The 19861-nt window shown below is 73.7% G+C and carries 17 protein-coding genes; 8 read left to right on the forward strand and 9 right to left on the reverse strand.

Going from position 1 to position 19861, the window contains the following annotated elements; translation table 11 throughout:
* Positions 1–29: 29 nt before the first annotated feature.
* From A8713_RS09570 to A8713_RS09585, 4 genes are all read right to left on the reverse strand, one after another.
* On the reverse strand, positions 30–1283 hold the full coding sequence (locus A8713_RS09570; RefSeq protein WP_064533035.1) for an RNA polymerase sigma factor: 1254 nt from the start codon (positions 1281–1283) through the stop codon (positions 30–32).
* Between the two features lie 170 nt (positions 1284–1453).
* Entirely contained in the window at positions 1454–3367 is a 1914-nt protein-coding gene (dnaG, locus tag A8713_RS09575; RefSeq protein WP_064533036.1) for a DNA primase, read from the reverse strand.
* A gap of 46 nt (positions 3368–3413) precedes the next feature.
* Entirely contained in the window at positions 3414–4679 is a 1266-nt protein-coding gene (locus A8713_RS09580) for an NAD(P)/FAD-dependent oxidoreductase (protein WP_064533037.1), read from the reverse strand.
* Between the two features lie 223 nt (positions 4680–4902).
* Positions 4903–6249, reverse strand: a complete 1347-nt coding sequence (locus A8713_RS09585; protein WP_064533038.1) for a deoxyguanosinetriphosphate triphosphohydrolase — start codon at positions 6247–6249, stop codon at positions 4903–4905.
* A 753-nt stretch (positions 6250–7002) separates the two neighbouring features.
* On the opposite strand from A8713_RS09585, the gene A8713_RS09590 reads away from it, so the two are divergent.
* From A8713_RS09590 to A8713_RS09600, 3 genes are all read left to right on the forward strand, one after another.
* Positions 7003–7698 carry a SanA/YdcF family protein gene (locus A8713_RS09590; protein WP_079158895.1) on the forward strand — a complete coding sequence of 232 codons (696 nt, stop codon included), beginning with the start codon at positions 7003–7005 and terminating at the stop codon, positions 7696–7698.
* 109 nt (positions 7699–7807) lie between these two features.
* On the forward strand, positions 7808–8788 hold the full coding sequence (locus tag A8713_RS09595; RefSeq protein WP_237305333.1) for an arylamine N-acetyltransferase family protein: 981 nt from the start codon (positions 7808–7810) through the stop codon (positions 8786–8788).
* Between the two features lie 210 nt (positions 8789–8998).
* Positions 8999–10645, forward strand: coding sequence for a M4 family metallopeptidase (locus A8713_RS09600; RefSeq protein WP_064533039.1), 1647 nt, complete (start codon positions 8999–9001; stop codon positions 10643–10645).
* An 85-nt stretch (positions 10646–10730) separates the two neighbouring features.
* Here A8713_RS09600 and A8713_RS09605 read toward each other — a convergent pair whose 3' ends face one another.
* The gene (locus A8713_RS09605; RefSeq protein WP_064533040.1) at positions 10731–11327 is read right to left on the reverse strand and encodes an NADPH-dependent FMN reductase; all 597 of its coding nucleotides are present in this window, start codon (positions 11325–11327) and stop codon (positions 10731–10733) included.
* Positions 11328–11661: 334 nt separating this feature from the next.
* Here A8713_RS09605 and A8713_RS09610 point away from each other — a divergent pair, with 334 nt between their 5' ends.
* Positions 11662–12231, forward strand: a complete 570-nt coding sequence (locus A8713_RS09610; RefSeq protein WP_064533041.1) for a hypothetical protein — start codon at positions 11662–11664, stop codon at positions 12229–12231.
* Positions 12232–12369: 138 nt separating this feature from the next.
* On the forward strand, positions 12370–12990 hold the full coding sequence (locus A8713_RS09615; protein ID WP_064533042.1) for a class F sortase: 621 nt from the start codon (positions 12370–12372) through the stop codon (positions 12988–12990).
* A gap of 25 nt (positions 12991–13015) precedes the next feature.
* On the opposite strand, the gene A8713_RS09620 is transcribed toward A8713_RS09615, so the two are convergent.
* Positions 13016–13798 (reverse strand): sulfite exporter TauE/SafE family protein, encoded by a 783-nt coding sequence (locus A8713_RS09620; RefSeq protein WP_064537379.1) that lies wholly within the window; start codon positions 13796–13798, stop codon positions 13016–13018.
* Between the two features lie 297 nt (positions 13799–14095).
* On the opposite strand from A8713_RS09620, the gene A8713_RS09625 reads away from it, so the two are divergent.
* Together A8713_RS09625 and A8713_RS09630 are read left to right on the forward strand one after the other, a co-directional pair.
* Positions 14096–14677: a TetR/AcrR family transcriptional regulator gene (locus A8713_RS09625; protein WP_064533043.1), complete on the forward strand. Its 582-nt coding sequence runs from the start codon at positions 14096–14098 to the stop codon at positions 14675–14677.
* Positions 14678–14778: 101 nt separating this feature from the next.
* Positions 14779–15564: an SDR family NAD(P)-dependent oxidoreductase gene (locus A8713_RS09630; protein WP_064533044.1), complete on the forward strand. Its 786-nt coding sequence runs from the start codon at positions 14779–14781 to the stop codon at positions 15562–15564.
* A gap of 26 nt (positions 15565–15590) precedes the next feature.
* Here A8713_RS09630 and A8713_RS09635 read toward each other — a convergent pair whose 3' ends face one another.
* Genes A8713_RS09635 through A8713_RS09645 form a run of 3 tightly spaced genes read right to left on the reverse strand, consistent with a single transcriptional unit; the run spans position 15591 to position 18665 of the window.
* A complete protein-coding gene (locus A8713_RS09635) occupies positions 15591–16424 on the reverse strand; it encodes a carbohydrate ABC transporter permease (protein WP_064533045.1) in 834 nt (277 codons plus the stop codon).
* Positions 16417–17412: a carbohydrate ABC transporter permease gene (locus A8713_RS09640; RefSeq protein ID WP_382851424.1), complete on the reverse strand. Its 996-nt coding sequence runs from the start codon at positions 17410–17412 to the stop codon at positions 16417–16419. Before A8713_RS09640 ends, A8713_RS09635 begins: the two co-directional genes overlap by 8 nt.
* Positions 17409–18665 carry an ABC transporter substrate-binding protein gene (locus A8713_RS09645; protein ID WP_173860825.1) on the reverse strand — a complete coding sequence of 419 codons (1257 nt, stop codon included), beginning with the start codon at positions 18663–18665 and terminating at the stop codon, positions 17409–17411. Before A8713_RS09645 ends, A8713_RS09640 begins: the two co-directional genes overlap by 4 nt.
* Before the next feature lie 299 nt (positions 18666–18964).
* Here A8713_RS09645 and A8713_RS09650 point away from each other — a divergent pair, with 299 nt between their 5' ends.
* The gene (locus A8713_RS09650; RefSeq protein ID WP_064533046.1) at positions 18965–19753 is read left to right on the forward strand and encodes a PepSY domain-containing protein; all 789 of its coding nucleotides are present in this window, start codon (positions 18965–18967) and stop codon (positions 19751–19753) included.
* Positions 19754–19861 lie beyond the last annotated feature (108 nt).

A 19861-nucleotide genomic window follows, 5' to 3' on the forward strand; every position in this document is an offset into this window, starting at 1 on the left:
GAGGGGGGCGCCCGGCGGGGCGGCCCCCTTCAGTCCAGGTAGCCGCGCAGCTGGTCGGCGAAGGTGTGGTCGCGCAGCTTGTTGAGGGTCTTGGACTCTATCTGGCGGATCCGCTCCCGGGTCACGCCGAACAGGCGCCCTATCTCCTCCAGGGTGCGCGGGCGCCCGTCCACCAGGCCGTAGCGGAGCTGGACGACCTTGCGCTCGCGCTCCCCCAGCGTGGAGAGCACCGCGTCCAGGTGCTGGCGCAGCAGCAGGAACGCGGCCGACTCCACGGGCGAGGCGGCGTCGCCGTCCTCGATGAGGTCGCCGAGGGCCACGTCGTCCTCCTCGCCGACCGGGGCGTGCAGCGAGACCGGCTCCTGCGCCAGCCGCAGCACCTCGCTGACCCGTTCGGGCGGCAGTTCGAGGTGGGCGGCGACCTCGGCCGCGGTGGGCTCGTAGCCCCGCTCCTGAAGCATCCGGCGCTGCACCCGCACCACCCGGTTGATCAGTTCGACGACGTGCACCGGTACGCGGATGGTGCGGGCCTGGTCGGCCAGTGCCCGGCTCATCGCCTGCCGGATCCACCAGGTCGCGTACGTCGAGAACTTGTAGCCGCGGGCGTAGTCGAACTTCTCCACCGCCCGGATCAGCCCGAGATTGCCCTCCTGGACCAGGTCCAGCATGGTCAGCCCGCGGCCGACGTAGCGCTTGGCGACCGACACCACCAGCCGCAGGTTGGCCTCGATGAGGCGGCGCTTGGCGAGGCGGCCCATGACGACCAGCCGGTCCAGGTCGCCCGCGAGCGCGCTGTCGAGGTCGTGGGCGCCGCTGAGCTTCTCCTCGGCGAAGAGACCGGCTTCGACCCGGCGGGCGAGGTCCACCTCCTCGGCCGCGCTGAGCAGCGGGATGCGGCCGATCTCCCGCAGGTACTGCCGGAACAGGTCCGCGGTGGGCCCGCCGCTGTCGGCGCGGGCCGGGACGGCGGCGGGCTCGGACGCCTCGGCGGGCTCACCGGCTTCGGCGGGCTCGGCGGGCTCGGACGCGCCGGGCTCCGGCTCGTCGGCGGGCGGCTCCTCCGGTTCGCCGGGCTCCGCCGCGTCCGGGTGGTGCGCGACCCGGTCCTGCGGGGGCACGGCCGCCGCCAGGACGAGATCGGTGGCGCTGTCGGCAGGGGTGATGAGGGTCTGGGTCTGCACGCGGGCGACCTCCAGGATGATCGCTGCTGACCTGTGCGGCAGCGGTACTCGGGGGACGGGGTCGACGGCCTCGCCGCTGTCCGTCCTGTACGCGATGAGCACGGCCGCGGGAGGAGAGACCCGTGGGGGGACGGACCGGCCGCGCTCCGGGGATCAGGCACCGGACCCCAGTGTGGAGTACGACACATCGCCGCCACGAGGGGCGTGCGGTGACTTTTTGCGTCCGGTCCGTCACGAGGCGGATATTCCGGCCGCTCGGACCCCGGAGAACCCTAGAGAGCGGCCGCGCCCTTGACCGCCAGGGCCTGGTCGTACTGCTGGAGGACCCACAGCTCGTTCTGCGCGGCGGCGAGGCCGGCGGGGTCACCGCCGGTGCCGAGGCGGGCCACGGTGCTGTTGAGGTCGCGGATGCGGCGCTCGACGGCGCGGCGGCGGACCCGGACCAGGACCTCGCCCGCGTACATCTCGTCGACCACGCGGCGCATGATCGCCTCCACGGCCAGCTCGGTGACCATGGCGCGGACCGTGTCGTCGGGGGCGGCCTCGCGGACGCGGACCAGGTACTCCTGCGGGTCGGCCGTGCCGTACTCGGCGCCGCCCGCGTCCAGGACCGCCTGGCGCACGGCCGCGTAGGGCGGGGCGGTGAACTCGTCCGCGCCGTACGCGTCGAAGGCCGGGGAGACCAGCTCCGGGCGTTGCAGCGCCAGCTTCAGCAGTTCGCGCTCGGTGGCGTGCACCGGGTTGCGCAGGTTCAGGGCGGGGCCGCTGGGCGCGGCGGGCCGCGCGGGGGCGGCGTACTGCTGCTGCGGGGGGCCCTGCCGGCGCTCGGGGCCGCCGCCGCGGCCGCCGCGTTCGCGGGCCCAGCGGGCGAGCTGGGCGACCCGCTTGACCACGAACTGGGTGTCCAGGATGCCGAGCAGCCCGGCGAGCTGGACGGCGACCTCGTGCTGGGCGCCGCTGTTCTTGATCCGGGCGACGACCGGCGCGGCCTCGTCCAGGGCGGCGGCGCGGCCCGCCGGGGTGTCCAGGTCGTAGCGGGCGACGATCTGGCGCAGCGCGAACTCGAAGAGCGGGGTGCGCGGCTCCACCAGGTCGGTGACCGCGTCGTCGCCCTTGGCCAGGCGCAGCTCGCAGGGGTCCATGCCGTCGGGGGCGACGGCGATGTACGTCTCGGCGGCGAACTTCTGGTCGTCCTCGAAGGCGCGCAGCGCGGCCTTCTGGCCGGCCGCGTCGCCGTCGAAGGTGAAGATCACCCGGGCCGAGCCGTTGTCCATGAGCAGCCGGCGCAGGATCTTGATGTGGTCGCCGCCGAAGGCCGTGCCGCAGGTGGCGATGGCGGTGGTGACCCCGGCCAGGTGGCAGGCCATGACGTCGGTGTAGCCCTCGACGACGACCGCGCGGGACGCCTTGGCGATCTCCTTCTTGGCCAGGTCGATGCCGTACAGGACCTGGGACTTCTTGTAGACCGGGGTGTCCGGGGTGTTCAGGTACTTGGGGCCGTTGTCCGATTCGTAGAGCTTGCGGGCGCCGAAGCCGACGACCTCGCCGCCGATGTCGCGGATCGGCCACATCAGCCGGCCGCGGAAGCGGTCGATGGGCCCGCGGCGGCCCTCCTGGGCGAGGCCGGACAGGAGCAGTTCCTTGTCGGTGAAGCCCTTGCCGCGCAGGAAGCGGACCAGGTGGTCCCAGCCCTGCGGGCTGTAGCCGACGCCGAAGTGAACGGCGGCGCCCTGGTCGAAGCCGCGCTCGGCGAGGAAGACCCGGCCGGTCTCGGCCTCGGCGCTGCCCGCGAGCTGTTGCGCGTACCAGTCGGCGGCCAGTTTGTGCGCCTCGATCAGGCGGATGCGCTCGCCGCGCTGGTGGGAGGGGTTGTACCCGCCCTCCTCGTAGCGCAGGGTGATGCCGGCCTGGGCGGCGAGGCGCTCGACCGCCTCGGAGAAGGTGAGGTGGTCGACCTTCATCACGAACGTGATGGTGTCGCCGCCCTCCTGGCAGCCGAAGCAGTGGAAGAGTCCCTTGCTCGGGCTGACCTGGAAGGACGGCGACTTCTCGTCGTGGAAGGGGCACAGGCCCTTGAGGTTGCCGCCGCCCGCGCCGCGCAGCTGGAGGTACTCGGACACCACGGCGTCGATCGGGACCGCGTCCCGTACCGCCTTCACGTCCTCGTCGTTGATCCGTCCGGCCACGGGTGAATTCTACGGGGCCGCGGTGACACTCCCGTCCGGACAGGTCCTACGGGACGAGGGTGTCCAGCGGGACGTGCGGGTCGGCCAGCGCGTCGGTGTCCACCGGGGTCCTCGCGCGGATCAGGGCCTGGATCGGGTCCGTGACGTCCCACACATTGACGTTCATCCCCGCGAGGACGCGGCCCTCCTTCACCCAGAACGCGATGAACTCGCGCTTGCCGGCGTCGCCGCGGATCACCACCTGGTCGTACGAGCCGGGCGGCGCCCAGCCGCTGTACTCCATGCCCAGGTCGTACTGGTCGGAGAAGAAGTACGGCACCCGGTCGTGGACGACGTCCCGGCCGAGCATCGCGCGGGCCGCGGCCGGGCCGCCGTTGAGCGCGTTGGCCCAGTGCTCCACCCGCAGCCGGGTCCCGAACAGGGCGTGCGGGAAGGCGGCCACGTCACCGGCGGCGAAGATGTCCGGGTCGGCGGTGCGCAGCCGCTCGTCGACGATCACACCGCCGCCGTGCGCCCGGTCGGCCAGCTCCAGGCCGGCCGCCTCGGCGAGCGAGACGCGCGGGGCGGCGCCGATCGCGGCGAGCACGTCGTGGCAGGGGTGCTCCTCGCCGTCGTCGGTGCGGGCGGCCAGCACCATGCCGTCCTGGCCGACGATCTCGGTCAGCCGGGCGCCGAAGTGGAAGCGGACGCCGTGCTCGCGGTGCAGCTCGGTGAAGAGCTGGCCCAGCTCGGGGCCGAGCACGCCGTGCAGCGGGGTGGCGGAGGGCTCGACGACGGTGACCTCCGCGCCGTAGGAGCGGGCCGCGGCGGCGACCTCCAGGCCGATCCAGCCGGCGCCCGCGATCACCAGATGGCCGTTGTCCCGGCCGAGGTGGGTGAGGACGTTCTTCAGTCGCTCGGCGTGGGCCAGGCGGCGCAGGTGGTGGACGCCGGCCAGGTCGGTGCCGGGGATGTCCAGGCGGCGCGGCTCGGCGCCGGTGGCCAGCAGCAGCTTGTCGTAGCGGACGTGGGTGCCGTCGTCGCCGTAGTGGACGGTCTTGGCGGCGCGGTCGACGGCGACGACGGTCTGGCCGAGGTGCAGCTCGATGTCATGGCGCGCGTACCAGGCCGGTTCCTGCACGAAGACGCTGTCGCGCTCGTCCTTGCCGAGCAGATAGCCCTTGGACAGCGGCGGGCGCTCGTAGGGGTGGTCGCGCTCGTCGCAGATGAGGATCACCCGGCCGCTGAAGCCTTCCGCGCGCAGCGTCTCGGCCGCCTTCGCGCCGGCCAGACCTCCTCCGACGATGACGAATGTCTGATCCGCGTCGACCACTTGTTGCCTCCTGCCGGGGGGCCGGGGGCTGTCCCCCGGAGAAACTGCGGGTGCCGCCACGTGCGAGCGTCCCGCGCGGAGCGTGATGCGGGAAGAGGGAGTGGCCCGATCAGGCCACGCAGGGTCACCCCGGGGCGCCGGGCCCCGGCACTGGGGTCACCCTGGCCCCATGCGTAACAGCGGTATCACGGCGGTCCGTAAGCGCGCTGTCAGTTCCATGACGTCATCCCTGCCCCGTCCGGGCCCCCGTCAGCCGTGCGTGAAGCGAGCGGGCCGAGACATCGGTGAGGGAGGCGATCTGGTCGACGATCACGCGCTTGCGGGCGCGGTCGTCGGCGGCCCGGGTGAACAGGGCGCGGAACTGCGGGTCCAGGCCCTCGGGGGCGCGCTCGGTGAGCGCGGCGGCCAGCTCGGCGACGACGATCCGCTGGTCGGCGCGGAGCCGCTCCTGCTCGTCGCGCTGCATGACGAAGCGGTCGGCGACGGCCTTGAGGACGGCGCACTCCATTCGGGTGCTCCTGGGGACGACCAGCTCCGCGCCGTACCGGGTCAGCCGGCCGTCGCCGTACGCCTGCCGGGTGGCGCCCTCGGCGGCCAGGCAGAAGCGGCCGATGAGCTGGCTGGTGGCGTCCTTCAGGCGGGCCTGGGCCATGGCGGAGCCGTCGTAGCCGTGCGGCCACCACTCCTGGTCGAGGAGGCGGTCCAGGGCCTCGGCCAGCTCCTCGTGCTCGGTGCCCGCCGGGACGTAGCGGCCGACGGCGACCGCGAAGACGGCCCGCCGCTCGGGCGCCGAGCGCAGGCAGCCGGGGTCGAGGTGGCCGGCGTGCAGGCCGTCCTCCACGTCGTGCACCGAGTACGCCACGTCGTCGGACCAGTCCATGACCTGGGCCTCGAAGCATGTGCGGGTGCCGGGTGCGCCGCGGCGCACCCAGTCGAAGACCGGCCGGTCGTCCTCGTAGACCCCGAACTTGGGCGAGGCCGGGTCGGTGGGGTGGGCGCCGCGCGGCCAGGGGTACTTGGTGGCGGCGTCCAGGGCGGCCCGGGTGAGGTTCAGCCCGACGCTGACCGGTTCGTCCGCTCCGGGGCCGGTGACGAACCGCTTGGGCTCGATCCGGGTGAGCAGGCGCAGCGACTGGGCGTTGCCCTCGAAGCCGCCGCAGTCGTGCGCGAACTCGTTCAGCGCCTGTTCGCCGTTGTGCCCGAAGGGCGGGTGGCCCAGGTCGTGCGAGAGGCAGGCGGCCTCCACCAGGTCCGGGTCGCAGCCCAGGGCGGCGCCCAGCTCGCGGCCCACCTGCGCGCACTCCAGCGAGTGGGTGAGCCGGGTGCGGGGGCTGGCGTCCCACGCGCCGACGCCCTGCGGTGCCTTGTCCGGCGTGACCACCTGGGTCTTGCCGGCCAGCCGTCTGAGGGCCGCGGAGTGCAGCACCCGCGCGCGGTCGCGCTGGAACGCCGTACGCCCCGGCCGCTTGTCCGGCTCACCGGCCCAGCGGTCGATGGCCGCCGGGTCGTAGCCCTCGGGCGGAAGCTGGTTCTCGTACGGCGCCGCCGTCTCGGATGCGATCCCTGCCATGCCTCGACAGTACGGGCACCCACTGACAAGCGGGACGCGGCGGTGCGCTCCGGGCGGGGCCGCTCGGCGAGGGCCACGCGGGGGCGGGGCGGGGCGGGGCGGCCTCGCCGGGCGGGGCGGGTCGGGTGAGGGGCGGCCTCGCCGGGCGCGGCGGGCCGGGTGAGGGGCGGCGGGGCCGGGGACGTGGGCGGCGCGCGCGTAGGCGAGGCGGCCGGGCGCGGTGCGGCAGGGGACGAGGCGAGGCAGGGGACGAGGCGAGGCAGGAGGCGAGGCAAGGCGACGGCGATCCGGTGCCGGCTGCGCGCAGGCGTGGGGGCGTGCATGGCGGCCGGGACGGTGGGCGCGGTGGCCGAGGCGTGAGGGGGGACCGCGGGCACGCCGAGGCGGGTGGCCGACAGCCGGGCGATGCGGCGGGGGCCGGGCGCGCGATCGCGTGCCCCGGGGCGCTGGAGCCCGTGGCGGTCGGCACGACCGCGTTCTCCCGGTGCGGCGCCGCGTCGGCGGGCGGGCACCGGGCCGCCTCGGTCGGCCGGTCGGCCGGTCGTGCGACGCCCGCGCGAGCAGCGGACGCGGGCCGGGCAGGGCCACCACGCGCGCGTGCCGGTGCCGTCACCGTCGCGGCTGCCGTGCGCCACGAGGAGAGTGCAGGTGGGCGGGCGGGTGAACCGGGGCGGGTCCTGGCTCGTCCTTGCTGATCGGGGCCCGTACCGCACACACGCGCGCGTGTACGGCCGTACGAGAGGGGGCCGGGCGATGCGCTGGACACGCCGACCGGGATGGAGGCGGCCGCGGCTGCCGCGCACGCGGGCCGGGCAGCGGCGGCTGGTGCGGGCCGTGGTGGCGGTGTGCGTGCTGGCGTTGCTGCCGGCGACCTGGCTGTACGTCACGACCGGGGACCGGCTGCGCACCACGGCCGACGCGCCGCGCACCGACGTCGCCGTGGTGTTCGGCGCGGGCCTGTGGCACGGCGAGCCGTCGCCGTACCTGGCGCACCGCCTGGACGCGGCGGCGCGGCTCTACCGGGACGGAAGGATCAAGGTCGTCCTGGTGACCGGCGACAACAGCCGGGAGGACTACGACGAACCGGACGCCATGCGCACGTACCTGACCGGGCACGGCGTACCGGCCGACCGGATCGTCACGGACTACGCGGGTTTCGACACCTGGGACTCCTGTGTGCGGGCGAAGAAGATCTTCGGTGTGGACCGGGCGGTGCTGGTCAGCCAGGGCTTCCACATCCGGCGGGCGGTGGCGCTGTGCGAGGCGGCGGGCATCGACTCCTACGGTGTCGGGGTGGACGCCGTGCACGACGCCACCTGGTACTACGGCGGCGCGCGGGAGGTGTTCGCGGCCGGGAAGGCGGCGCTGGACGCGGTCTTCCGGCCGGACCCGACCTTCCTGGGGCCGAAGGAGCCCGGGGTGGCGCGGGCGCTGGCCGACGCGCGCTGAGCGCCCTTCCCCTGACCGGGACGCCGGTGTCGGCCTAGGTCCACCGGAGGAGACCGGTCGGGACCGGGGGTCCGGGCGTCGGCGGGGCGCGTCGGCGTAGGTTCGGGGCATGTCCCACGCCGAGACGAGCGACACCTCCGAGCCCAGCGAGCCCAGCAAGACCAGCGCGGCCAGTGCGGCCAGCGCGACCAGCGCGACCAGCGCGACCGACAAGACCAGCGAGACCAGCGAGACCGACGAGACCGACACCGCTTCGGCCGCCCCCGCGGGCGAGCCGTTCGACCTCGACGCGTATCTCGCGCGCATCGGCCTGCGGGGCGAGCGGCGCGCCGGGATCGCGACGCTGCGCGAGGTGCACCTGGCGCACGCCCTGTCCGTCCCGTTCGAGAACCTGGACGCGCTGGCGGGCCGGGCGCCCTCGCTGGCGCCCGCCGATCTGGTGGCCAAGATGGTGCGCGGCCGGCGCGGGGGCTACTGCTACGAGCAGAACACGCTGCTCGCGCTGGCCCTCCGGGCGCTCGGTTTCGAGGTGTCCGGGCTGGCGGGGCGCGTGGTGCTGGGCGCCGACGACCCGGAGAGCCGGCCGCGTACGCACATGATGCTGCGGGTGGCCGTGCCGGGCGAGGCGCGGCCGTATCTGGCGGACGTGGGCTTCGGGGCGACCGGCGCGCTGCTGGAGCCGGTGCCGCTGGCCGTGGGGCCCGAGTTCGCGGGGGCCGGGCGGCGCCACCGGCTCGTACGGCTGCCGCACGGCGGCCCGCTGGAGCTGTGGGCGCTACAGGCGTACGACCCCGGGGCGGCGGACTGGATCGCCCAGTACGCCTTCACGCAGGAGCGGTTCGTCGCCACCGACTTCGAGGTGGCCAACTGGTACGTCGCCACCCATCCTCGCTCCCCCTTCACCCGCCGCGCCTACCTCCAGCGGACCACCGCCGGGCGCCATGTCTGCCTGGACGGCGCCCGGTTCACCGAGACCCTCGCCGACGGCACGGTGACCGGGCGGACGCTCACGGACGAGGCGGAGGCGCGGCGCGTGGCCGAGGGGGAGTTCGGCATCGCCGTGCCCGAGGGGCTGCGGCTGCTGGGCTGAGCTGAACCGATCCCGGCGGGTGGGCGGGTGGCGGGGGCATGCCTCCGCCACCCGCCCACCCCCTCTTTCCGACCCCTCTCCCCAACCCCTCTCCCCGTTCATCCGACCGTGCGGGCGCTATGGACATGACATGTCATGCCCACTTAAATCTCAGTCACCGTCAGCGCCACCCCCACGCGCCCCCGAGGGCGCCCGCGCTCAAGGAGACCGATGAGCAGTCGGACACGGCACACCCGAGGTTCCCGCCTGGCCGCGGCCGCAGGGGCCGCCACCGCCGCCACCCTGCTGGCCGCCGTACTCTCCCCCGCCGCGCACGCGGACCCCGGACCCGACCGGACCACCGCCGTCCACAACGCCGCCTCGGCGCTCGCGGGCCACGCCGGCGCCCTGGGGCTCACCTCCGCCGAGCACACCGCCGTGCGGGACGTGATCGTCGACAAGGACGGCACGCAGCACGTCCGCTACGACCGCACCTACGACCGACTGCCCGTGCTGGGTGGCGACTTCGTGGTCCACCTGGCCCCGGACGGGGCGTACCGGGGCGCGGACCGCGCCACCCACGGCACGATCGCACTGGCGACCACCACCCCGGCGCTCACCGCCCCGAAGGCCGCCGATCTGGCGGAGCGCGCCCTGCGCGGCGCGCACGCCGGGGCCCGGTTCCAGCAGGTCAAGGCCCGGCCGAGCCTGGTCGTCGACGCCCTGCACGGCAGTCCGCGGCTGGCCTGGCGCACGGTCGCCGCCGGTCTGGACTCGCTCGGCAACCCGGTCGCCCGTACCGTCCTGACCGACGCGCGCACCGGGGCGCAGATCGACGCCTGGGACAGCATCGAGACGGCGACCGGCGACGGCAAGTCCCTCTACAGCGGGACGGTCGCGCTGGAGACGACCCAGTCCGGCTCGTCGTACCAGCTCAAGGACCCGACGCGGGGCAACACGTACACCGGTGACGCGGAGAACAAGACCGACCTGTGCATCTTCGGCATCTGCTTCCAGCGGGCGCCCGCGACCCTGTTCACGGACGCCGACAACCACTGGGGCACGGGCGCGACGGCGGACCGGGCGTCGGCGGCGGTGGACGCCCAGTACGGCACGGACGAGACCTGGGACTACTACAAGAACGTCCACGGCCGCACCGGCATAGCGGGCGACGGCAAGGGCTCGTACAACCGCGTCCACTACGGCACCAACTACAACAACGCCTTCTGGGACGACAGTTGCTTCTGCATGACGTACGGCGACGGTGACGGCACGACCTTCGGTCCGCTGGTCGCCCTCGACGTCGCCGGGCACGAGATGTCGCACGGCGTGACGTCCAAGACGGCGGCGCTGACGTACTCGGGCGAGTCCGGCGGGCTCAACGAGGCCACCTCCGACATCCTCGGCACCCTGGTCGAGTGGTACGCGGCCAACCCCGCCGACCCCGGCGACTATCTGATCGGCGAGGAGATCGTCCGCTCCGGCTTCGGCGGCACCGCCCTGCGCTACATGGACAAGCCCTCCAGGGACGGCAACTCGGCCGACTGCTGGAGCAGTTCGGTGGGCAACCTCGACGTCCACTACTCCTCGGGCGTCGCCAACCACTTCGCCTACCTGCTCGCCGAGGGCAGCGGCGCCAAGACCGTGAACGGCGTCTCCTACAACTCCCCCACCTGCAACAGCTCCACGGTCACCGGCATCGGCCACGACAAGCTCGGCAAGATCTGGTACCGCGCCCTCACGGTCTACATGACCTCCTCCACCAACTACGCGGCCGCCCGCACCGCCACCCTCAACGCCGCCAAGGACCTCTACGGCTCCGGCAGCGCGGAGTACAACGCGGTGGCGGCGGCCTGGAGCGCGGTGAGCGTGAACTGACACCCGCCCCCACCGGCCACAGCGGCCGCCCGGACCACACGTCCGGGCGGCCGTCGTCGTGCGCACGAGGGCCCGCCCCGCCCCCCTAACCCCCGTACGGCCGCCGCTCCCTCGCCTCGCGCAGGGCGTGGCCCCACCAGGTCAGCTGGTCGAGCATGGCCTTGGCTGCGGCGTCGGGGGCGGTCGGGTCCTTGGGGTGGCCGGTGTGGTCGAAGGAGGCGCCGGCGTTGTGGAAGGAGACGGTGTCGCGGACGGTGACCGCGTGGAGCTCGGCGAAGATCTGCCGCAGGTGCTCGACGGCGCGCAGGCCGCCGGCGAGGCCGCCGTAGGAGGCGAGGGCGACCGGCTTGGCCTGCCACTCGGTGAAGTGCCAGTCGATGAGGTTCTTGAGGCCGGCCGGGACGGAGTGGTTGTACTCGGGGGTCAGCACGACGAACGCGTCCGCCCCCGCGAGTTTCGGGGTGATCTCCGCGAGCGCGGCCCGCGCCTGCGGGCCGGGGTCCAGGCTGGTCGGGAGCGCGGCGGTGTCGGCCACGTCCACGACCTCGACGGCGAGGCCGGTGCGGGCGCGCAGATGGGTGAGGAGCCAGTCGGCGACCACGGGTCCGAAGCGGCCGTGCCGGTTGCTGCCGAGGACGAGGGTGACCTTCAGGGGCGCGCCGGGCGCGGTGGTGGTGTCCATGCGGCACAGCCTGGTAGCTCAACCAAGGTTGAGGTCAAGCGGCGGCCCGGCGCCCGGTCCGCACACCCCGGTCACCCGTTCACCCCCGCACCGGGCACCCTTCGGGAAATTTCCGACACCCCGTCAGGGGCATACGCCCTGACCTGCGGGAACGTCGCGCCTTCCGGTGCCCGAGGCGGGCGCGGCGGCACCCGTTCACCGTATTTCTGACGGCCCCTCAGGAAGCGCGTGGGCGGCTGTGCCACTTACCTCGGAAGGGCAGGGACGCGACGACGGCGGCACATGCGGGTGCCGCGGCCGTGTCCCGACCGCTGAGCAGCTCTAAGGAGCACCGATGCGACGTACCGCACGTCTGCCGGCCGGGGCCGTGACCGGGGCCGCGCTCGCCGTCGCCGCCGTGAGCGGCCTCGCCGCGCCCGCGTACGGCGCGGACACCGCTCCCGTGGCCACGCGCCCCCTCGGCTCGGCCGCGAGCGGCCTGGAGGTGTACCCCACCTCGGTGGTGCCGGGCGGGCAGGTCACCGTGAACACCACCGCGTGCGGCGGGAAGTCCTCCGCGGCGGGCGACGCCAGCGCGGTCGGCGCGGGTCCCTTCACCCTGGCGCCGAGCGAGCGGGACGACGCGATCGGCCGCTTCCGGGTGCCGGAGAGCGCGCAGCCGGGGACGTACGAGATCGTCGCGGAGTGCGCCGAGGGCGGCCGGGAGATCAAGGGCGACCTGGTCGTCACGTTGACGGCGGCACAGGGGCAGCAGGTGCAGCCCCGCGGAAGTGTGAAGACGGGGGTCGGCGGCGCTCTGGGCCACGACCCCGTGCAGACCGCGGCCGGCGTGGCGGCTCTCGCCGTCGCCGCCGCGGGCGGTACCTGGCTCCTGCATCGCCGGGCGAGAGGCGACGGGATCTGACGGACACCCTCCGCTGTCCGTCGGCCGGTACCGCACGTCCCCTCCCCCTCCGGGTGCGACGCCCCTCGCGGCCCGGAGGGGAAGGGGACACGACCGCAGGACCCGCCCCGACACGAGGAAATACGGAGAGGGGTACGCATGCGCAGGATCGGCGACTGTGCGATAGCCGCCGTCACCGTCGTCAGCCTCTGCTGCGGCGTGTGGCTGCTGCACGGTGAGGGCGCCACGCACGCCCCGCCCCAGCCCGCCGCGGCCGAGGGCACCCCGGACCCGGGCGAGGAGCGGCTGAGTGCGCCCGCGCTGCCGCCCTCCCCGCCCACCCGGATCCGCATCCCCTCGATCCGGGTGGACGCTCCCCTGACGGGCCTGGGCCTCACCGCCTCCGGCAGCCTCGCCGTGCCGCCGGCCGCCGACAAGAACCTGGCCGGGTGGTACGAGGCCGGGACCACTCCCGGCGAGCGCGGCACCGCGATCGTGGCCGGCCATGTCGACAACACCCAGGGCCCCGCCGTCTTCTACGACCTCGGCGCGCTGAAGAAGGGCAGCGTGATCGAGGTGGACCGCCGGGACGGCGGTGTCGCGGTGTTCACCGTGGACGCGATCGAGGTGTACGCGGCGAAGGACTTCCCCGACCAGAAGGTGTACGGCGCCGCGACCCGCCCCGAGCTGCGGGTGATCACCTGCGGCGGCGGCTACTCCCGGGCCACCGGCTACCAGGGCAACGTGGTCGTCTTCGCCCATCTGACGGGCAGCCGCTGACTCCGCGGGCAGGCGGTCCGCCGCGCTACGCCACCCACTGCTCGTAGGCGAGGTTCACCACCAGCGCGCACACCACCGTCAGCAGCACGACGCGGACGAAGCCGCTGCCCTTCTTCAGCGCGGTGCGGGCGCCCAGCATGCCGCCCGCCAGGTTGAACACCGCCATCAGGGCAGCCAGTTCCCACAGCACCGCCCCCTGCCAGGCGAAGGTGGCCAGGGCACCGGCGTTGGTGCAGCAGTTGACGATCTTGGCGGTGGCGGAGGCGGTCACCAGGTCCAGGTGCAGGACGGCGGTCAGCGCCAGCACCAGGAACGTACCGGTGCCGGGGCCGATGAAGCCGTCGTAGAAGCCGATGCCGAGGCCCGCCAGGCCGATCGCCGCCAGGATCTGCCGCCGGGTGGCCGGGCCGGGCGCCGGGGCGGTGCCGAAGGCGGGCCGCAGGATCACGAAGGCCCCGACCGCGAGCAGCACCACCATGATCAGCGGCTTGAGCACATCGGTGCTCATCCCGGCCGCGAAGAAGGCACCGGCGCAGGACCCGGCGAGCGCCGCGAGTCCGATGCGCACCGCCGTGCGCACGTCCACGGGCGCCCGGCGGGCGTAGGTGACCGCCGCGCCGGTCGTCCCGACGATCGCGACCGCCTTGTTGGTGCCCAGCGCGGACGCGGCCGGTGTGGATCCCGGCAGCCCCAGCAGCAGCACCGGCAACAGCAGCAGCCCGCCCCCGCCGACCACGGCGTCGATCCACCCCGCCGCGAGCGCGGCGAGACACAGCAGGGCGATCACGGTCAGCGATATGTCGGGCATGATCATGACCCTAGGGCCTGTCGTCAAATTCCCGTCGTCCGCCCGGAGGGCGGGCTTCGCGGCGTCAGGTGCGTGCTCTCGGCGTGCCGGGCCCTGGCCCGCGTACTGGACCTCGGGTCTGGGCCCGGTGCGGCGAGAGTGCGTGCATGGCGTCGCGGGGCAGGCGGGAATTTGACGACAGGCCCTAGGCAAGGGCGGGTGCGTGATCCATGCATCTGAGCGACTTCTGAGGTCCGCCCCTCCCCCGACCGGCCGCTTACTTGACCGTGCGTTTCAGAAAGGGCTAGCCTTCCGTACGTGGCCAGGACCAAGGAGTTCGATCCGGACGCCGCGTTGCAGTCGGCCCTGGAGCTGTTCTGGCGGCGTGGCTACGAGGCGACGTCGATGGCGGACCTCGTGGCGCACCTCGGCATCGGGCGCGCCAGTCTGTACGCGACGTTCGGCAGCAAGCACGAGCTGTACCTCAAGGCGTTCGACCGGTACTGCGAGAACAGCGACGCGGTGCTGCTGCGGGAGCTGTCCCAGCCGGGGCCCGCGCTGCCCGCGGTGCGGGCGGTGATCCGGCGGTTCGCCGGCGAGGCCACCTCGGAACAGCGGGAGTGCGGCTGCTTCGTGACGAACACGGCGGCCGAGCTGGCGCCGCACGACCCCGAGGCGGCGCGCCGCGTCGAGCAGCGCTGGGACTACATGGAGACGCTGCTGGGCTCGGCGCTGACCCGCGCGCGGGCCCAGGGCGAGCTGGACGCCGAGCGCGATCCGCGCGCCCTGGCCCGGATGCTGCTGGTGCTGATGCAGGGCATGCGGGTGGTGGGCAAGGCCACCCGCGACCCGGCCCGGGTCCGCGACGCGACCGAGCAGGCCCTGGCCCTGCTCGGCTGATCCGCCGCCCCCTCGCACGCGGGGGCGTTTTCTTCGGCCTTCATACTGAACCGTTCGGTCAAATAAAGACCCACCAACCAGAGCTGCCCAAAGGGGAGATCATGACCACCCAGAGCACCCGCCCCGCCGGACGCTTCGACGGCCGGACCGTGCTGGTCACCGGCGCGGGCTCCGGCATCGGCCGGGCGACGGCCCGCGCGTTCGCCGCCGAGGGCGCCCGGGTCGTCGTCGCCGGACGCCGCCCGGAGCCGCTGGCCGAGACGGTCGCGCTGATCGAGGAGGCGGGCGGCACGGCGCTCGCGGTGGCCGCGGACGTCTCCCGCGCCGCCGACGCCGAGGCGCTGGTCCGGACCGCCGTGGACCGCTTCGGCTCGCTCGACGTCGCCGTCAACAACGCGGGCGTCTTCCGGGGCGGCACGCCCCTGGCCGAGCTGCCCGAGGACGACTGGCACACCCAGCTCGCCGTCAACGTCACCGGCGTCCACCTGGCCCTCCAGGCGCAGATCCGCCGGATGCGGACCCAGCCGTCCGGCGGCGCGATCGTCAACGTGTCCTCCACCTTCGGCCCGCACACGACCTCGCCGGGCGCCGCCGCCTACTCCGCGACCAAGGCCGCCGTGACCGCGCTCAGCCGGGGCGCGGCCCTGGACCACATCGGCGACGGCGTCCGCGTCAACGTGGTCAGCCCCGGCGCGACCGCCACCGGGATGTCGCTGCGCCCCGGCGAGACGGAGGAGGGCCGCACCGAGCGGGCCCGCGCCACCCTCCCCCTCGGCCGGGTCTCCGCCACCGAGGAGGTCGCCGCCGCCATCCTCTACCTGGCCTCCGACGACGCGGCCTCGCTCGTCGGCACCGATCTGGTCGTGGACAGCGGCGGCTCGCTGTGACGCCGTGGCGCGACCCGGCCGCGGCGTCAGTCGATCCCGGAGCGCTCCACTCCCGCCACGATCCACCGCTGGAAGCACAGGAACACCGCGAGCAGCGGCAGGATCGAGACGGCCGCGGCCACGAACAGCTCGTGCAGCCGCACCACTTGGGCGGTGGTGAAGGAGGACAGGGCGACCTGGACCGTCCAGGCGCTCTGGTCCTGGCCGATGACCAGCGGCCACAGGAAGGAGTTCCAGGCGCCGAGGAAGACGATCGTGCCGACGGCCGCGAACACCGGCCGGGCGTTCGGCACGACGATCAGCCAGTAGGTCCGCCAGTAGCCGAGCCCGTCGACCTGCGCGGCGTCCTCCAGCTCGCGCGGGAAGCCCAGGAAGTACTGCCGGAAGACGAAGCAGGCGAAGGCGGAGAACAGGGTGGGGACGATCAGTCCGCGCAGGGTGGAGATCCAGCCCAGCGACGACACCAGCACGAAGCTGGGCACGAAGGTGACGGCGGCCGGGACCATGAGGGTGCCCAGGACGGCGTAGAAGACCTTGTTCGCGTGCCGGTAGGGGATGCGGGCCAGGCCGTAGCCCGCGAGGGAGGCGAGGACCAGGGTGCCGAGCGTGGTGGCGACCGCGATCAGCGCGGAGTTCAGCAGCGAGCGGGCGAACGGCACGGAGGTGTCGTCGAACAGCTCGCGGATGTTGCCCCAGCGCAGCTCGGAGGGGAAGAGTGTCCAGTCGGGCGAGGTGATGTCCTGCTCGCTGGACAGGCCGTTGCGCACCAGCAGGTAGAAGGGGACCAGGAAGAGCAGGGCGAGCGCGATCAGCAGCACGAGGCGCAGCGCCCGCCCGGCCCGGACCAGGGCGTCATCCATCGGCATCCGTCCTTCCCAGCCCGAACCAGCGGGCCTGGCCCACCGTGACGACCGCGATGATCAGGGCGAGGATCACCGCGCCCGCGCTGCCCGTCCCGAGGTTCTGCCCCTGGCCGAGGGCGGTGTAGTAGAGGTAGACGAGCGGCGGGCGGGCATAGGGCGGGTAACCGCGGGCGTCGGAGAGCAGGTTGTAGAACTCGTCGAAGGACTGGAAGGCGTTGACGACGAGGAGCAGCACCACCGCGACGGAGGTGGCGCGCAGTTGGGGCAGCGTGATGTGGCGCAGCACCTGCGGTCCGGGCCGGGCGCCGTCCACGGCGGCGGCCTCGTAGAGCACCGGGTCGATCCGCTGGAGCCCGGCCAGGAAGAGGATCATGTAGAAGCCCGCCTGGAGCCACAGCCGTACGGTGACGATGACCAGCCAGTACCACGGCGGGTGGGTGGTGGACAGCCAGGCCACCGGCTCGGCGCCGAAGGCGTCCAGGACGGTGTTGGCCAGGCCGAACCGGACCCCGTTGAAGATCGACATCTTCCAGATCAGCGCGGCCACGACATAGCTGCACGCGGCCGGCAGGAAGAACACCGACCGGAAGAACGCCTGCGCCCGGCGCACCCGGTTGACCATGAGGGCGAGCGCCAGCGACAGGACATAGGTGGCCGGGACGATGAACGCGGTGAACAGCAGGAAGGTGCGCAGACTGCCGGTGAAGGCGCCGTCCGACAGCATCGCGGTGTAGTTGCCGAGGCCGACGAAGCGGGTGGGCGTGACGGTGTTGTGCGCGTCGAAGAAGCTGAGGCCGACGCTCCACAGCAGCGGGACGTAGGTGAACAGGGCGAGCCCGGCGGCGAAGGGCCCGACGAACACCCAGAACCACAGGGTGCGCCGCCGGGTGAGGCCGCGGCGGGCCGCCGCCGTGCGGTCGCCCGGTGCGCGCTCGCCGCCCGCCCGGGGGCCCGTGGCGGGGCCGGCCACCGTACGGCTGCTCACGGCTTCTTGTTCCGTACGCGGTCGAGCTCGGCCGTCACCTTCCGCAGCACCGCCCGCAGTTCGGCGTCCGGGTCGGCGCCGTCCTTGATGATCCGGCTCAGCGCGTCCTGGTAGGCGGTGCGAGCGGCCGGGGTCCACAGCAGGGGCTCGGCGTGGCCGTGGTCGGTGGTGAGGCGGACCGCCTCGGCGGCGGCGCCCGTGCGCAGCTTGGCGGCCTTCTTCGCCAGCGAGATCCGGGCCGGGATGTGGAAGCCGTAGGAGAGCGCGAAGTCCTCCTGGTCGTCGGTGCGTTCGACCCACAGCCACTTCACGTACGCCTCGGCGGCCTCCCGGTCGCGGCTGCGGGCGCTGACGGCGGCGGCGTACGCCCCGACCGGCACGGCGGGCCGTCCGGCCGGGCCGTCCTTCGGGAACGGCAGCACCCCGAAGTCGTCGCCGAGTTCCTTCTGCACCTGGGGCAGCGCCCACAGCCCGGACCACTGCATGGCGGTCAGGCCCTGGAGGAAGGCGGACGGGTCGGACCAGTCCGCGGGGGCGCCGAGCAGCAGCGACCTGTCGGCGTAGAGCCTGCGGATCTTGGCGAGGGCGCGGGCGGCGGCCGGGTCGTCGAAGCCGGGCCTGCCGTCGTCGGTGACGAGCTGGAGTCCGGCCGCGTACAGGGGAGTTCCGCCGAGGACGCCCGCGCCGCCGTCGTTGCCGAGGAAGAGGCCCTTGGTCTTCCTGGTGGTGAGCTTCTTCGCGGCGTCGACGAGCGCGTCGAGGGTGCCGGGCGGTTCGAGACCGGCGTCCTTCAGCAGGCTCTTGCGGTAGTAGAGCATCTGCATGTCGACGACCTGCGGGACGCCCCAGATCTTCCCGTCGTACTTCTTCGGGGCGAGCACCGCCGGGTTGAAGTCGTCCTCGACCCCGGCGAGCAGGGCGGTGAGGTCGGCGACCTGGCCGCCCTGGATCTGGTCCAGGGTGGGCCCGTCGACCTCGAAGACGTCGGGACCGGAGTCGGTCAGCAGGGCGGCGGCGGTCTGCCGGTCGTAGTCGCCCGGCCGCCACTGCACGGTGACGCGCGCCTTCTCGTACGCGGCGGCGTACCGCTTGACCGCCTGCTCGGTGCCCGGCTCGCCGTACTGGTGGTACCACTGCGACAGCGCGGGCCCCGAGCCGCCGCCCCCGCGCCCGGTGTTGCCGCCGCAGGCGGTCAGCAGTCCGCCGCCCGCGACGGCCCCGGCGGCGAGCAGTGCTCTGCGGCTGATGGTCATCTGCGCCCCCTGGCGTTCGTGTCCCCGCACCTGTGCCCGGTGCCGTATGCCCTGCCACGCGGCCGCACACCCGCCGCGCACGGCCCAACGATCAACCATGCGCCGCGATTACGACAGGAGCGTTGCAGCGGTGTGTACGCGTCAAGAGCACCGTTTCGGCCAGCCCCGGCCGCACGGCGCGCACCCGCCCGGCGCGCTCGCACGGCGTACACGGCCGGGCCGGTGACGGGCGGGGCCATTGGGGTGGATTCGGCGGCGGGTCGGTGTCATGTTCCGGTGCGGGGGTTACTGACAGTGCTATGACCACTGCGCTTCGTATCCCGCCCCTCCGCACGATCGTCGCGATCTGCGCCCTGGGCGGTTCCGCCCTGCTGATGACCGCCTGTTCGACCACGACCGGGTCGCAGGCCGAGGCGGCCGAGGCCGCTCCCACGACCGCCTCGCCGACCGACACCGCCTCGCCCTCGCCCACCGCCTCGCTGACCAAGGACCAGATGCAGCGCCGGGACCTGGTCTCCAAGACGAAGGTGAGCTGGGACAAGGCCGCCGGCACCGCCGTGAAGGAGGTGTCCGGGGGCAAACTCATGGGGATCGAGCTGAAGGCCGTCTCGCAGGAGAACTCCGCGTCGCCGGGCACGGCTAGCCCCGGCACGGCCAGTCCCGGCACGGCGAGCCCGGGTACCGCGAGCCCCGGCACCGCGAGCCCGTCCTCGCCCGCCCCGGCCCCCTCCCCCGGCTCCCCGGAGTGGCAGGCGAAGGTCGCCGCCGCCGACGGCACGGTCCACATGGTCGACGTCGACGCGGCGAACGGGAAGGTCTTCCGCAACCAGACCCAGTCCGGCCAGAGCGCCGACGACCGCCGCAAAGTGGCCGACCGGCTGCGCAAGGCCACGCAGAGCCCCGCCCAGGCCGTGAAGACCGCCACCGGCAAGAAGAAGGGCACCGTCACCGGCGCCATGCTCGACGAGAACGACGGCAAGCTCGTCTGGGCCGTCGACGTCGTCGACACGAAGGACTGGAAGAAGACGACGTACGACGTCGACGCGGCCAGCGGCAAGATCGCGCGCGAGCACACCGACCAGGACTGAGCACCGCCGGCCGTGCGGAGCCGGACACGGGAAGGGCGGCGTCCCCGCACAGGACGCCGCCCCTTCGCTGTTTCGCTGTTTCGCTGTGGGGACCGGAGTCCTCGTCGC

It is taken from the genome of Streptomyces sp. SAT1 (assembly GCF_001654495.1).
Classification (GTDB): domain Bacteria; phylum Actinomycetota; class Actinomycetes; order Streptomycetales; family Streptomycetaceae; genus Streptomyces; species Streptomyces andamanensis.